Origin of the sequence: Burkholderia sp. LMG 13014, assembly GCF_905232215.1 — a bacterium.
GTDB lineage: Bacteria > Pseudomonadota > Gammaproteobacteria > Burkholderiales > Burkholderiaceae > Burkholderia.
The window spans coordinates 1-13,581 of record NZ_CAJNKE010000020.1; the positions used below are offsets into that span (position 1 = coordinate 1).

The 13,581-nt window shown below is 67.2% G+C and carries 13 protein-coding genes; 4 read left to right on the forward strand and 9 right to left on the reverse strand.

The genetic code is table 11. From position 1 onward, the window contains the following. Positions 1–112 precede the first annotated feature (112 nt). The 4 genes from shc to JYJ84_RS04935 form a co-directional block, all read right to left on the reverse strand. Positions 113–2,086: a squalene--hopene cyclase gene (shc, locus tag JYJ84_RS04920; protein WP_122948353.1), complete on the reverse strand. Its 1,974-nt coding sequence runs from the start codon at positions 2,084–2,086 to the stop codon at positions 113–115. Positions 2,087–2,101: 15 nt separating this feature from the next. Further along, entirely contained in the window at positions 2,102–3,355 is a 1,254-nt protein-coding gene (gene hpnE, locus JYJ84_RS04925) for a hydroxysqualene dehydroxylase HpnE (RefSeq protein ID WP_122948354.1), read from the reverse strand. A gap of 13 nt (positions 3,356–3,368) precedes the next feature. Then, positions 3,369–4,217, reverse strand: coding sequence for a presqualene diphosphate synthase HpnD (gene hpnD / locus JYJ84_RS04930; RefSeq protein WP_122949661.1), 849 nt, complete (start codon positions 4,215–4,217; stop codon positions 3,369–3,371). A 259-nt stretch (positions 4,218–4,476) separates the two neighbouring features. Then, positions 4,477–4,809, reverse strand: a complete 333-nt coding sequence (locus JYJ84_RS04935; protein WP_122948355.1) for a hypothetical protein — start codon at positions 4,807–4,809, stop codon at positions 4,477–4,479. A 175-nt stretch (positions 4,810–4,984) separates the two neighbouring features. Between JYJ84_RS04935 and JYJ84_RS04940 the strand changes: the two genes are divergently transcribed. Then, positions 4,985–5,869, forward strand: a complete 885-nt coding sequence (locus tag JYJ84_RS04940) for an alpha/beta fold hydrolase (protein WP_122948356.1) — start codon at positions 4,985–4,987, stop codon at positions 5,867–5,869. A gap of 68 nt (positions 5,870–5,937) precedes the next feature. Here JYJ84_RS04940 and JYJ84_RS04945 read toward each other — a convergent pair whose 3' ends face one another. The 3 genes from JYJ84_RS04945 to JYJ84_RS04955 are packed head-to-tail and all read right to left on the reverse strand — an operon-like array spanning position 5,938 to position 7,860. After that, entirely contained in the window at positions 5,938–6,876 is a 939-nt protein-coding gene (locus JYJ84_RS04945) for a GGDEF domain-containing protein (RefSeq protein ID WP_122948357.1), read from the reverse strand. Beyond that, complete coding sequence (locus JYJ84_RS04950; RefSeq protein ID WP_122948358.1) at positions 6,873–7,499, reverse strand: chemotaxis protein CheC; 627 nt, start codon at positions 7,497–7,499, stop codon at positions 6,873–6,875. Before JYJ84_RS04950 ends, JYJ84_RS04945 begins: the two co-directional genes overlap by 4 nt. Further along, positions 7,492–7,860 (reverse strand): response regulator, encoded by a 369-nt coding sequence (locus JYJ84_RS04955; RefSeq protein WP_043186270.1) that lies wholly within the window; start codon positions 7,858–7,860, stop codon positions 7,492–7,494. The genes JYJ84_RS04950 and JYJ84_RS04955 overlap by 8 nt, the downstream gene beginning before the upstream one ends. A 421-nt stretch (positions 7,861–8,281) precedes the next feature. Here JYJ84_RS04955 and JYJ84_RS04960 point away from each other — a divergent pair, with 421 nt between their 5' ends. Continuing rightward, on the forward strand, positions 8,282–10,531 hold the full coding sequence (locus JYJ84_RS04960) for a hybrid sensor histidine kinase/response regulator (RefSeq protein ID WP_175222704.1): 2,250 nt from the start codon (positions 8,282–8,284) through the stop codon (positions 10,529–10,531). A gap of 46 nt (positions 10,532–10,577) precedes the next feature. Here the strand turns inward: JYJ84_RS04960 and JYJ84_RS04965 are convergent, their stop codons facing one another. After that, complete coding sequence (locus JYJ84_RS04965) at positions 10,578–11,132, reverse strand: NADPH-dependent FMN reductase (protein ID WP_043186265.1); 555 nt, start codon at positions 11,130–11,132, stop codon at positions 10,578–10,580. Positions 11,133–11,497: 365 nt separating this feature from the next. Between JYJ84_RS04965 and JYJ84_RS04970 the strand changes: the two genes are divergently transcribed. Both JYJ84_RS04970 and JYJ84_RS04975 read left to right on the forward strand, forming a co-directional pair. Beyond that, the gene (locus JYJ84_RS04970) at positions 11,498–12,097 is read left to right on the forward strand and encodes an RNA polymerase factor sigma-70 (RefSeq protein ID WP_122948361.1); all 600 of its coding nucleotides are present in this window, start codon (positions 11,498–11,500) and stop codon (positions 12,095–12,097) included. After that, positions 12,075–12,296 (forward strand): zf-HC2 domain-containing protein, encoded by a 222-nt coding sequence (locus tag JYJ84_RS04975; protein WP_175222703.1) that lies wholly within the window; start codon positions 12,075–12,077, stop codon positions 12,294–12,296. The genes JYJ84_RS04970 and JYJ84_RS04975 overlap by 23 nt, the downstream gene beginning before the upstream one ends. Positions 12,297–12,437: 141 nt before the next feature. On the opposite strand, the gene arsC is transcribed toward JYJ84_RS04975, so the two are convergent. Continuing rightward, positions 12,438–12,797 (reverse strand): arsenate reductase (glutaredoxin), encoded by a 360-nt coding sequence (gene arsC / locus JYJ84_RS04980; RefSeq protein ID WP_175222702.1) that lies wholly within the window; start codon positions 12,795–12,797, stop codon positions 12,438–12,440. Positions 12,798–13,581 lie beyond the last annotated feature (784 nt).

The window sequence follows — 13,581 nt, forward strand, 5'->3', positions numbered from 1 at the left end:
CCCGTGCGGCAAAGACGGCTTCGACGCCGTCGCCGCGCGCGATGCGCGCCTCGAACGCCATCCCCGTCACGGCGATGACGGGCAACGTGCCGGTGGATTGCGGCGCCACGCGTTACAGCCCGACCGTGACGCGCGTCGTGTTGTCGCGCTTCAGGTTGCGATAGCGGGCGAGCGCCCACAGCGGGAAGAACTTGCGATAGCCGTGGTAGCGCAGGTAGAACACGCGCGGGAAGCCCGTCGCCGTGAAGCGCGCCTCATCCCACAGGCCCTCTTCGTTCTGCCCGGCGATCAGGTAGTCGATGCCACGCGCCACCGCCGGGTTGTTCACCTCGCCGGCCGCCATCAGGCCCAGGAGTGCCCATGCGGTTTGCGACGCGGTGCTCGGCGCCTGCTCGAAGCCGCGATAGTTCAGCTTGTAGCTGTCGCCGTCCTCGCCCCAGCCGCCGTCCTTGTTCTGGATCGACAGCAGCCACTGCGCGCCGCGCTTCATGCGCGGATCGTCCGCCGTCAGGCCGGCCGCGTTCAGCGAGCACAGTGCCGTCCACGTGCCGTACACGTAGTTCATCCCCCAGCGGCCATACCAGCTGCCGTCCGGTTCCTGCTCCTTGAGCATGTAGTCGAGCGCGCGACGGGCCGGCTCGCTGTTCAGCGGCGTCTCGCCGAGCTCCGACAGCATCGACAGGCAACGCCCCGACACGTCGGCCGTCGGCGGATCGAGCAGCGCGCCGTGATCCGAGAACGGGATGTTGTTCAGGTAGTACTGCGTGTTTTCCGGTTCGAACGCGCCCCAGCCGCCGTCGCTGCTCTGCATCCCGACGACCCACTCGCGCGCACGCGCGATCGAATCGCGATAGGCATCGTTCTGCTTGAGTTGCTGCGCACGCTCCATCGCCACCGCGACCACCGCCGTATCGTCGACGTCCGGGTAGTGCGCGTTCGCGTACTGGAACGCCCAGCCGCCGGGCCGCACGTGCGGGCGGCGCGAGATCCAGTCGCCGCGCACGTCGAGGATCTGCAGCGGGCGCAGCCATTCGAGGCCGCGGATCGCGGCGTCCTCGGCCCGCGCGTCGCGCGTTTCGAGCAGCGCATGCGCGGCGAGCGACGTGTCCCACACCGGCGACAGGCACGGCTGGCAATACGCTTCGTCATCCTGCACGACGAGCAGCTTCTCGATCGACTTGCGCGCGATCGCGCGGTTCGGGTGATCTTCCGCGTAGCCGAGCGCGTCGTACATCATCACCGAGTTGGCCATCGCCGGATAGATCGCGCCGAGGCCATCCTCGCCGTTCAGGCGTTCGTCGACGAACGACACGGCCTGACGGATCGCGCGTTCGCGCGTGTAGTTCGGGAACAGGCCATCGACCGCGCGCAGCGCATGATCGACCACGCGGAAGAACGCGAACCAGCCGGCACTCTGGTGGCCCTGGCGCGGCAGCAGCCCGGCGTTGACGGGCGGATCGATGAACAGTTCGTCGATGCGTACGCCGCGCGGATTCTTCGCGATCGGGCGCTTCGCGTTCAGCACGAGCAGCGGCACGATCACGGTGCGCGCCCAGTACGACACCTTCGACAGATGGAACGGGAACCACTGCGGCAGCAGCATGATCTCGACCGGCATCATCGGCACCGCGCGCCACGGAATCGCACCGTACAGCGCGAGCTGGATGCGCGTGAACACGTTCGACATCTCGGCGCCGCCCATCGCGTGGATGGCGCGACGCGCACGCTGCATGTGCTCCGCGTTCTCGTCGTCGCCGATCACCTTCAGCGCGAAATACGCCTTCACGCTCGCGCTGATGTTCGGCGCGCCGTCGGTGAACAGCGGCCAGCCGCCGTCGGCCTGCTGGATGCGGCGCAGATACTTGCCGATCTTCTGCTCGAGCTCGAGATTCGGCGTCTCGCCGAGATAGTGGACGAGCAGCACGTATTCGGCGGGAATCGTCGAATCGGCTTCGAGTTCGTAGACCCAGTGTCCGTCCGCGTTCTGCGCGGCCAGCAGCGCGTCGGTCGCACGCGCGACGGCCGTATCGACGCCGGCCGGCACGGTGCCGGCGGACAGGGTAGCCATTTCGGTGAGATCGTTCATCGGTCCCTCTTTTACTTACTGTGTCTGGAGCACGTCCGCGGCCAGTTGGCCGGAGCGGATCGCGCCCTCGATCGTGGCGGGCAAGCCGGTGGCAATCCAGTCGCCTGCCAGCACAAGATTGGTCCAGCGCGTACGCACGGCCGGACGCTTCATTTCCTGCGACGGCACCGCCGCAAAGCCCGCGCGCGGCTCGACGACGAGCTGCCACGCGGGAATGGTTTCCGGGTTCGCGCCTGTTACGCGCGCGACGTCTTCCCAGATGCGCCGCGCGAGCGTGTCGCGCGGCGTGTCGAGCCAGCGGCCCGCGTCGCGGATCGTCGCCGCGAGCTGGCCGCCGCCGGTGCGCACCGCATCGACGACGCCGTTCACGACGGCCGTCTGCAGCGCATTGCCGGCCGGCGCGTCGACCGCGAAATACGCGGTCACGACCGCGCTGAACGTATCGGGCGCGGTGAGCTCAGGCACGAGCGGCTGCGCGACCTCGGGCGGCACGGCCAGCACGACGGCGTCGCCCGGCGCGAGATCGATGCGCTCGCCGCCGACCGAGACCGCATCGACCGCATTGCCGTGCGCGCCGAATTCGAACGCGTCGAGCCGCGAGCTCAGCCGGATCTGCGCGCCGCCGTGCTGCAGCATCCGCAGCGCCGGTTCGACGAATGCGCTGCCGAGGCCGTGGCGCGCGACGAGCGGACGGCAGCCGGGGCCGCCCGCGGCAAACGTGCCGTACAGCGCCGCGCGCGCGAGTTCGGCACTCGCGTGGCGCGGCTCGACGTTCAGCACACCGAGGAAATACGGCCGCAGCCAACGTTCCCACAGCATGCCGTCGCATCGCATCGTCTGTGCGAGTGAGCGCCCCATGCGCGCGAACGCGAGCGGGGCGAGCGCGAGGTAGTCGAGCGGCGTCGTATCCGGCGCGCGCGACGCGGCATCGAACAGCCACGACGGCCAGCGCCCGTTGCCGAAGCGCAGCGTCCAGCGCTGCTGCGACGCGACGTCGACGATCGGGAATTCAGGCAGCGCGGGCCCCATGAGCTGGTCGACCGCGCCGATCGCGCGCAAGTATCGCTGCGTCGCCGGCTGCCCCGCGAAAGCCACGTGCAGCCCGCTGTCGAGCGTCGTGTTCAGCGTCCCGTCGAACCATGAGCGGCAGCGTCCGCCCGCATGCGCGTGCGCGTCGTGCAGCACGATGCGTCGCCCGCGGCGTTGCAGTTCGACCGCGGCCGACAGGCCGGCAACGCCGGCGCCGATCACGTGGACGGTCCTGGGCATCGACTCGGTCGGCTCAGAACAGCGCGTAGCGCGCGGCGATCATCAGCATGCGCGCCTTCGGCTTGCGCAGCGGTGCGCGCGGGAAGGCAAAGCCGCGTGCGATCGCGGCTTCGAGAATGCAGCGATACGCGCCCGACATGATGCGCGGCGCCTTCACCTGCGCACGCGGGCAGGTATCCATCACCGCGTCGGCCTGGCGGAAATGCTCGAGCGCGCGCTCGACCAGCGTCGCGCACACGCGCGGCAGCGCCGGATTGCGCACGATCGTCGCCGGGTCGGTGATCGCGATGCCTTCGCGCGCGAGCAGCTCGCGCGGCAGGTAGCAACGGTTGATCGCCGCATCGTCGTCGATGTCGCGCAGGATGTTGGTCAGTTGCAGCGCGCGGCCGAGGTGATGCGACAGCGTGATCCCTTCGGCTTCCGGCATCCCGAAAATCCTCACCGACAGCCGGCCGGCCGCGCTCGCCACGCGATCGCAGAAGAGGTCGAGCGTCGGTTCGTCGGGCGCGCAGATGTCTTCGACCGCGTCCATCGCCATCCCGTCGATCATCGCGTGGAAATCGTCGCGCTGCAGGTTGAATGCGCGGATTTCGCGGTCGAGCGCGGCCAGGTGGCGCGGCGGGCGGCCGGCGAAGCACGCGTCGATGTCCGCACGCCAGCGATCGAGGCCCGCGTTGCGCTCGGCGCGCGGCAGGTCGCTGTCGGCGATGTCGTCGACCGCGCGGCAAAACGCGTAAACCTGGAACATCGCGTCGCGCTGCACGGCCGGCAGGATGCGCATCGCAAGATAGAAAGAACTGCCCGATGTGACGGCAGCGGCGTCGGTTTCTTGTTCGTCCACGACGGAATTGGAAACGGCCAAGACGAGCTCCACGGAGACACCCACGCGGGGCGATTGAAGAAGCCATGCCCGGCTGGGATGGTCAGGGTGTCAAATGCGTGCGAGATATGCGAACGATCGACGCAGACAGGCACAAATTACCGGCCGGAAGCCGGAATTGGGCGAAAGTATAGCAATCTTTGAAGTTCGATGGCGGACACGCGCCGCGTGCGACGGCCTGCCGGAAGCCGTTGACAGGCAAGCGCGTCCGGCCTGGGCGGGAACGGGCGCCGGCGGCGCGTCAGCCGTAAACGATGTCGCGCTGCAGGTCGAGCGCAATGAGCCCCATTTCGCGGGTGAGCTGCAGCATCGAGCGGCGTTCGAGGCGCGAGCCCATGAAGCTCGTCACGCGGCCGTCGGGCTCCGCGGTGTACTGAAAAACCGCGCCGCCCGTGCCGAACCACGCGCCCGGCACATCGGGCGACTCCTGCCAGTCGATCTGCGCGAACACGCGCGCGATGCCCGCGCGCACCAGGTCGCCCGGGCCGATCGGCGGCGCGATGTCGCCCAGGTCGTCGAGCGAATAGGGGCCGGGTTTGTCCGGCTTCCGGTAGAAGAGATAGTCGACGTTCATGGGGCGCAATCGCAGGCAAAGCAACAAATTAGCGTGCTTCGGGATAAATTCAAATCGGATACGGATGAAATGTGGCCTGTACGAGACAAGAGGGACAGATCGAGTCCGGCTCGTCTGGGCGCGCGCGGGTTCGTCTAAGATGACACCTTTCTCAAAATCTCGATACCCGGACACCATGGAGACGAACGCAAGCGCCACCCCGCAGTCCGATCATCCCGTTTTCGTGCTCGTGCACGGCGCCTGGCACGGCGCGTGGTGCTACGCGCACGTCGCGGCCGCGCTGGCCGCACGCGGCCACCTGTCGATCGCGCGCGACCTGCCCGCGCACGGCATCAATGCCCGCTTTCCCGCTTCGTACCTCGCACGCCCGCTCGACCCGGATGCGTTCGGCGCCGAGCCGTCGCCGGTCGCGAACACGACGCTCGACGATTACGCCACGCAGGTGATGCAGGCGGTCGACGACGCGTACGCGCTCGGCCACGGCAAGGTCGTGCTCGTCGGGCACAGCATGGGCGGCCTCGCGATCACGGCGGCCGCCGAACGCGCGCCGGAAAAGATCGCGAAGATCGTCTATCTCGCGGCCTTCATGCCCGCGTCGGGCGTGCCGGGCCTCGACTACGTGCGCGCGCCCGAGAACAAGGGTGAAATGCTCGGCCCGCTGATGCTGGCGAGCCCGCGCGTCGCCGGTGCGCTGCGCATCGATCCGCGCAGCGGCGACGCCGCGTATCGCGAGACCGCGAAGCGCGCGCTGTACGACGACGTGCCGCAGGCCGACTTCGAAGCCGTCGCGAACCTGATGACCTGCGACGTGCCGGCCGCGCCGTTCGCGACCGCGATCCCGACGACCACCACGCGCTGGGGCGCGATCGACCGCCACTACATCAAGTGCCTGCAGGATCGCGTGATCCTGCCCGCGCTGCAGCAGCGCTTCATCGACGAAGCCGACGCGTTCACGCCCGACAACCCGACCCACGTGCACCAGCTCGACAGCAGCCATTCGCCGTTCATGTCGCAGCCGGCCGTACTGGCCGGCGTGCTGGCCGACATCGCGAAAAGCTGAGCGCGGCACGCGCTGCGCGCATCCGCTCCGCGCTCAGCGGGGCGGGGCGGGCGCGAGCCCGGGTGCGCCTATGCGTAGGCGACCGAACGGTCGCGTCCGAGCCGCTTCGCGCGATAGAGCGCGGCGTCGGCCTCGTTGACGAGCACGTCGCAGGTCGGCGCACCCGTCTTCGCACGCGCGCCGCCGACGCTCGCCGTCACCGGCACGCTGACGCCCTCGGCGTCGACCGGCATGCTGCCGATCGCATCGCGCACCTTGTCGGCCACGCGCATCGCCTCGTCGAGATTCGTGCACGGCAGCAGCAGCGCGAATTCCTCGCCACCGAAGCGGCCGAACGTATCCTGCGCGCGCACGATCGACGCGACGCGTCGCGCCGTCTCGCGCAGCACGGCGTCGCCGGCCGCATGCCCGAAACGGTCGTTGATCGTCTTGAAGTGGTCGAGATCGAACAGCAGCACCGACAGGTCGCCGCCGTAGCGCTGCCAGCGCGCGAATTCGTCGCCGAGCCGCGCCTCGAAGAAGCGCCGGTTCGCGATGCCGGTCAGGCCGTCGCGATTCGCATGTTCGCGCAGCTTCGCGACCGCTTCCTCGCGCTCGCGCTGCATCACGCTGACATGCGTGACGTCCGAGATCGTCACGCACACGGCCTCGACGTCGCGGCCGCGCGTGAGTGGCATGAACGTGCAGTCCTGCTGCATGTAGTCGACGCCGCCCGTGATCGGCCGGTCGTGCTCGAAGCGGAACAGGTAGGGCCGCTGCTCCCACGAGCTGAACGCGAAGCTGCCGAGCTGGAACACGCTCTCGAGCTTGCGCGACAGCCATGCGCGCGGCAGGTCGGGAAAGCAGTCGAACAGGTTGCGGCCGATCACGTCGGCGGCCGGGATGCCGCTGTGGTCCTGCATGAAGCGATTCCACATCAGCACGGTCATCGCGCGGTCGAGCACGAACAGGCCGAAGCCGACCCGCTCGATCACGAGGTCGCTCAGCGACGGGGTGGCGGCCGTCATAGCGCGGACAGCAACGCGTCGAGCGCGTCGCCCATCAGCCGGATCGAATCCTCGGCCATCAGCATCACGAAGTGGGCGCGGAACGCGTGGTCCTCGAGCCCGAAGTTCACCTCGAGCAGCAATGCCACGCTCCATGCCAGCTCGGTCGGCTGGAATACGTCGTCGAACGACACGTTCGCGCCGAGCAGCCCCGGCGGAAAGAACACGGGCTTGCGGCCGAGCTCGTCGAGGATCGACGCGACGCACGCACCCATCAGCACGTTCGCGACGTCGAACACGACTTCGTCGGGCGTCGCCATCCCGCCGTACACGCCGTCGCCGAACGTGCGGTCGACGACCGACATGAGCCGCGCGATGCCCGCGGTGCGGCACAGCACGATCGCCTCGCCCTTGATGTCGGAACGGAAACCCTGGCGCACGGCGGTCACGTTGTCGTGGATGCCCGTCATCTCGCGCAGCGCATCGCCCGCGTCGGTCGCTTTCACGACCCGCACGCGCGGCACCGACAGCTCGATGAAGTGCCCGAGCAACAACGCGAGCCGCGCGGCGGCGCGGCCCATTGCAAGATTGGCGATCTCCTGCAACGCGTCGCGTTGCTCCGCCGTGAACACCGAGTCAGGCATACAACCCATACTCCTTGAGAATGGGCAGCAACGCCTCCGACGTCACGGGCTTGGCAACGAATGCGATCGCGCCCAATTCGCGCACGCGTGCTTGCGCCTGCGGCTGGATATCGGCGGATACCACGATCACGAACGTGTTCAGATCTTCGTGGCGCAGTGTCTCCAGGACCTGATAGCCGCTCATGTCGGGCATCGTCAGGTCCAGAAACATTACGGAAGCTTTGCCGTCACGATAGAGCGCCAGGGCCTCTCGACCATTCGCGGCATACGCGACATCGACGTCCCAGCCTCCCGGCAGCGCCTTTGTCAGAAGTTTGCGAGCGAGCAGCGAATCGTCGGCAATTACAATCGGCAAAGACATGGGGCGATGCGGTATACGGAGTGGTCTCTCTCGCGTTAACGACCGCGCGGCGCACTTCTTGAGGCGCCATGCGTTCGGGCACGGGCAACCGCCTGGCGGCCGCGCGCGGGCGCATATATCTGTCATAGGGAAAGCAAGGCGCGATTCTCTGAGTAAACCGGAGGCGGTGCAACTCGCCATATTCACCATTTCGAACAGAATCGATCCAAACGCACGCCATTCCGAAAACAGTCGCGACCATTTTCGAGATAAGCACGCAAAATTTTTCCTTGTGTACGTTTGCGCTGCCGGATTCGTCGCGTTTTCAATCTGACAATTTCCCCCTGTCGGAATCGACAGGATTACTGGCGTCCGGGGCCGTTCGGCGGGCCGTCGCAACTCGTTTATGATGGCAGGCACCTCCGCCTCACCCGCTTCTTCGATGACGTCCGACCGGCCCGCCGACTCCCACGCTCCCGCCTCTCCACCCGCCGACGACTGGCAGGACGACGGCAACTATGCGTCCGGTGCGCCCGAGCACGATTTCGCGGTGCGCCGCGTGACGCTGATCGTGCTGCTCGTCGCGGCGATCGTGCTGCCCTGCATCTACGTCATGGTGATGGCGTACAGCGACCTGAAGACGCGCGAGGCCGCCGCGAGCGACGTGACGATGCGCACCGTGCGGGTGGCCGAAGAGCACGCGCTGAAGGTGTTCGACCTGAGCGAGACGCTCGATGCGCGCATCGTCGATCTCGTGCAGGACATGGACGACGCGACCGTGCGCAACCGGGAGTCCGACATCCACGAAGCGCTGAACACGATCGGCGGCGGCTATCCGCAGGTGGCCGCCGTATCGATCTTCGGCGCGAGCGGGATGCTGCTCGCGAACAGCCTCTACTATCCGGCGCCCTATGCGTCGATCGCGAACCGCGACGACTTCACCGGCATCCGCGACGGCAAGGTGATCGAACACATCTCGCGGCTGATGATGGGGCCGCTCAAGCTCGAGAACATTCCCGTGTTCAACACGGGCGTCGCGCGGCGCCATAGCGACGGTTCGTTCGCCGGGATGGTGTCGATCGCGCTGAAGTCGTCGTATTTCAACGCGTTCTACCGCGACCTGCTCGGCGGCGCCAGCACGCCGATGACGATGGCGCTCGCACGCTCGGACGGCGCGGTGATCGCGTCGTATCCGCCGCCGCCCGCACTCGCGCACACCGATCGTGCCGTCACGTTCGGCGACGCGCGCAACGATCCGCGCGCCGGCGTCGTGCGCGTGCGCCACGACGGCGCGAGCAGCGAGATCGTCGCGTACCGCCAGGTCGGCAGCTATCCCGTCTACGTGACGTGCGCGTACCGCACGTCGGCGATCTGGCATGAATGGTACGAACACCTGAGCGTGCTGTTCATCTCGATGTTCGCGCCGTCGATCGCGCTGTGGTCCGTGATCTGGCTGTCGCTCAAGCGGTTGAAGGCGGAAGAGGAGGCGTGGGATCGCTGGCAGGCCGAAGCATCGATGCGGCGCTCGATCGAATCGGCGTACCGGCAGTCGCGCAAGATGCAGGCGCTCGGCAACCTCGTCGGCAGCGTCGCGCACGACTTCAACAACCTGCTGATGATCATCTCGAGCAACGTGCAGATCGTGCGGCGGCGCGGCGTCCAGCATCTCGACAAGGAACTCGGCGCGATCGAACGCGCGCTGAAGAACGGGCAGTCGCTCACGCGCCAGCTCCTCGGCGTCGCGCGCAAGCAGCCGCTGCACAACGAGACGATCGACGTCGGCCAATGGGTCGGCACGTGCCGCGAACTGCTGAAGACCTCACTCGGCTCGAAATCGTCGCTGGTCGTCGCGATCGAGCCCGGCGTCTGGCCGATTCGCGTCGACGTCGCGGAGCTCGAACTCGCGGTGATCAACCTCGCGGTCAACGCGCGCGACGCGATGGCGGCCGGCGGCCGCTTCACGGTCGGCGCGCGCAACGTGACGCTGCGTCGCGAGGACGGCTTTCCGCTGACCGGCGATTTCGTGCAGATCGCGCTCGACGATACGGGGTCGGGCATGGCGCCCGACGTGCTCGCGCGCGCGTTCGAACCGCTGTTCACGACGAAGGCGCAGGGGATGGGGACGGGGCTCGGCCTGCCGCAGGTGTTCGCGTTCTGCGAACGCTCGGGCGGCCTCGCGACGATCGACAGCGCGGTCGGCGCCGGCACGTCGGTGCGCCTCTACCTGCCGCGTGCACGCGCCGAGGATGTCGTCGCGCGGCCGCCGGCGATCGCGCACGACGCGGGGACAGGCGCGCTCGCCGGCCTGCACGTGCTGCTCGTCGAGGACAACAGCGAAGTCGCGGCCGGCACCGAAGCGCTGCTGTCGCTGCTCGGGCACCGCGTGACCTACGCGCCCACCGCCGACGACGCATTGCGCCTGATCGAAGGCGCAGCCGCGAACGATGCGTTCGACCTCGTGATTTCGGATATCCACATGCCGGGCAGCCTGAACGGCATCGACCTCGCCGAAGCGGTCGACCAGCGGCCGGAAAAGCTGCCCGTGATCCTGGTCACGGGTTACGCGGAGGAGCTCGACCGCACGCGCACCGTCAACGTCCGCGTGCTGTCGAAGCCGTTCGACATCGCGCTGCTCGACGAGATCCTGCTGGGCATCCGCGAAGCGCGCGACGCGCGGCACGCCGGCACGTGACCCGCTGCGTGCGGGCCGGCGCCGGCGGCATGAACGAGTGCGACGCTCAGGCCGACTTCAGCAGGCGAACCCAGCCCGTGTAGCGATCGACGAAGCCCTGCAGGAACTTGCGGGTGTCTTCGCTCAAGATCTGGCCCTGATCGTCGATGCGCGCCGGGTCGTGCTTGATGAACATCTCGGGCTGTCCGAGCGTCTTCACGTCGAGGTACGCGAGCACATTGCGCAGGTGCTGCTGCGCGAGGGCGGTGCCCGTCGCACCCGGCGACGTGCCGAGCACCGCGCCCGGCTTGCCCGACCACGAGTTGGAACCCCACGGGCGCGAACCCCAGTCGATCGCATTCTTCAGCACGCCCGGAATCGACCGGTTGTACTCGGGCGTGAAGAACAGCAGCGCGTCGGCGGCTTCGATCGACTGCTTGAAGCGCTTCGCGACTTCAGGGAAATCCGAGTCATAGTCCTGGCTGTACAGCGGCAGCTCGCCGATCTCGACGAACTCGAACGAAAAATCGGCGGGGGCGAGCGAGATCACGGCGTGCGCGAGCGCGCGGTTCCACGAAGCGCGACGCAGGCTGCCGACGACCACAGCAATGCGATAGGACATGGCATTCTCCTTCCGGTGAGTGAGGAATCGGATTGATTGCTTCCGAACGAGCGACAAAGGTCTGTTTATAGGCAAGCCAGCCCGCGAACCGTCCCACGGGGCCGTCCGGCCGACTTTCCACAAGGTTTTCCACAGAAATTGTGGATAACTTGGCCGTTATGTTCTGACGTTACAGATCGCCCGCCGCGGGTCGTCGCCGACACGCGACACAGGGTTCGGCAAGCATAGCGCAGCGCGCCGGCCGATTTCGTGAATTCGTGACGGAACATGCATTGCAGCCCGACACGGCGCCCAGTAAGCTGCTCGCACCGCGACGCGCCTGCTGGGCGGCGCAAGTGCCCTTGCCTCGAGACACGCAACCAGACATGCCGTCCGCCTACGACGACCCCGCCTATCTCGCGCAGCTGCGGCGCGACCTGCTGCGCTTCGCGCGACTCCAGCTCCGCGATGCCGACGCGGCCGAAGATGCCGTGCAGGAAGCGCTCGCCGCCGCGTGGTCGCATGCGGGCGATTTCGCGGGGCTGTCGGCCCACAAGACCTGGGTGTTCGGCATCCTGCGCAACAAGCTGATCGACGTGCTGCGCGCGCGGCAGCGGACGGTGAGCCTGTCCGCGCTCGATGCCGAGCTCGACGGCGAATCCGTGCTCGATCGCGAGCTGTTCAAGGAAAACGGGCACTGGGCCGCGCATGCGAAGCCGCGGCCGTGGCCTCGCCCCGAAACGCTGTTGCAGCAGCAGCAGTTCTGGGCGCTGTTCCAGGCGTGCCTCGATCACCTTCCGGAGCAGATCGGGCGCGTCTTCATGATGCGAGAATTCCTCGACGTCGAAATGACGGACATCTGCAGCGAATTGACGCTGACGACGAATCATTGCAGCGTGCTGCTGTATCGGGCGCGCACGCGCCTGCGAACCTGCCTGAGCGAACAAGGACTGACGACCGAAGATGCTGCCGGGGAAATGTACTGACGTGACGCGACTGCTGTCGGATGCGCTCGACCGGCATCTGACCCTGCATGAGCGCCTGCAGGTGCGGGTACACCTGCCGACCTGCAGCGGCTGCAGGGCCTATCGCGGGCAGATCGCGCTGTTGCGGACGGCCGCGAAGGCAGCGGCGGGGCGGGGGCCTGCCCCGGATGATGACGGTGCGTCGTCCGGGGAAAGCTAGGCCTGGATCGCGTGACTGCGATCGTCGGGGCGGTGGTGAGTGGTGGCGTGCTGCCCGGCGATCGTACCGGCCTCGATTGCCGGCGCTTGCGCGAGTGATTGCGCCGGGCTGACGCAATCAGAAAAATACGGCGGGCAAGAATTATTCGAACAGCGCCTGCACGGATTCAGGCGGCCGGCCGATGGCTGCCTTGCCGCGATAAACGACGATGGGCCGCTGCAGCAGAATCGGATGAGCGGCGATTGCCGCGTAGGCTTGCGCATCGGTCAGATCGGCGCGGGCAAGGTTCAGCGCCTTGTACGGCTCCTCACCGTCGCGCAGCATGTCGCGAACCGGGCGGCCAAGCTGCCGATGCAGCGTTTCCAGTTCCTCGACCGTCGGCGGTGTCTTCAGGTACTCCACGACATTCAACGGCGCACCGGTGGAATTCAGCGACTCGACCAACGCAAGCGTCTCGCGCGACTTCGAGCATCGGGGGTTGTGGTAGATCGTGATCATCATTCAGGCCAGAAGGGGAGAGCCCTGTATTGTAGCCAGTCTGCGTCGCGGGCCTGGCGGGGCAGGCGACGCGGGATCAGGCCTGGATTCGCTGCTTCGTAGAGGCAGGTGGACAAGACGGGGCGACGGATCGTGAGAGGGGAGTGCTGATCGGGATACGCGTCAATGAATTAGTGGGTTTATGCGCATAAAGGTGGGCGAGGTTCTATCGCGGGGCGGTGAATAAATGCCCTCACGCCAGATCAATACGATCGGCGTTTCGGACCGTAAAGGATGCGGGTGGGTGCGTCGTAGGTCGAGTGGTTTATGCGCATAAAGCGTGTGATTGCCGGGTGAGGTGCCTTGCGATTGGGGTGCCGTGCGTGCGGACACTTCGGTGCGTTGGTGTGCTGCCTGTGTTGGTGTGCTGCCTAGCCTTCAGGTCACCGCACACGGGATTCCGGCGCGGCCGAGATGTGATCCTCCACCGCTCGCCGTCTATCGCTCGCGGTTTATGCGCATAAACGCAGCGACCGGACAGCGCGTTGTGTCGACGTACGCGGGTTCAGTGACACACCTCGACGCGGCGTCCCCGGGGCAGGGCATACCGCTATCCACACACGCCCAGAAGCGCCGGCCTTCCCGTCGCACGGCGCGATCGACCGCCTCGGCTTCCGGGAGTTTATGCGCACAAACTTCCCGCCTCTCAGGCAAGACTGCCCTATCGAACGAAAGGGCAGCGTGCCGCGATCGTGCGGCAACTCGCTACTCACACCGCCGACGCCATTCGAGACGACGCCTCCGAATC

Coding starts and splice junctions, on each gene's coding strand:
- shc (WP_122948353.1), bottom strand. CDS start 2,086: ATGAACGATCTCACCGAAATGGCTACCCTGTCCGCCGGCACCGTGCCG.
- hpnE (WP_122948354.1), bottom strand. CDS start 3,355: ATGCCCAGGACCGTCCACGTGATCGGCGCCGGCGTTGCCGGCCTGTCG.
- JYJ84_RS04935 (WP_122948355.1), bottom strand. CDS start 4,809: ATGAACGTCGACTATCTCTTCTACCGGAAGCCGGACAAACCCGGCCCC.
- JYJ84_RS04940 (WP_122948356.1), top strand. CDS start 4,985: ATGGAGACGAACGCAAGCGCCACCCCGCAGTCCGATCATCCCGTTTTC.
- JYJ84_RS04945 (WP_122948357.1), bottom strand. CDS start 6,876: ATGACGGCCGCCACCCCGTCGCTGAGCGACCTCGTGATCGAGCGGGTC.
- JYJ84_RS04950 (WP_122948358.1), bottom strand. CDS start 7,499: ATGCCTGACTCGGTGTTCACGGCGGAGCAACGCGACGCGTTGCAGGAG.
- JYJ84_RS04955 (WP_043186270.1), bottom strand. CDS start 7,860: ATGTCTTTGCCGATTGTAATTGCCGACGATTCGCTGCTCGCTCGCAAA.
- JYJ84_RS04960 (WP_175222704.1), top strand. CDS start 8,282: ATGACGTCCGACCGGCCCGCCGACTCCCACGCTCCCGCCTCTCCACCC.
- JYJ84_RS04965 (WP_043186265.1), bottom strand. CDS start 11,132: ATGTCCTATCGCATTGCTGTGGTCGTCGGCAGCCTGCGTCGCGCTTCG.
- JYJ84_RS04970 (WP_122948361.1), top strand. CDS start 11,498: ATGCCGTCCGCCTACGACGACCCCGCCTATCTCGCGCAGCTGCGGCGC.
- JYJ84_RS04975 (WP_175222703.1), top strand. CDS start 12,075: ATGCTGCCGGGGAAATGTACTGACGTGACGCGACTGCTGTCGGATGCG.
- arsC (WP_175222702.1), bottom strand. CDS start 12,797: ATGATGATCACGATCTACCACAACCCCCGATGCTCGAAGTCGCGCGAG.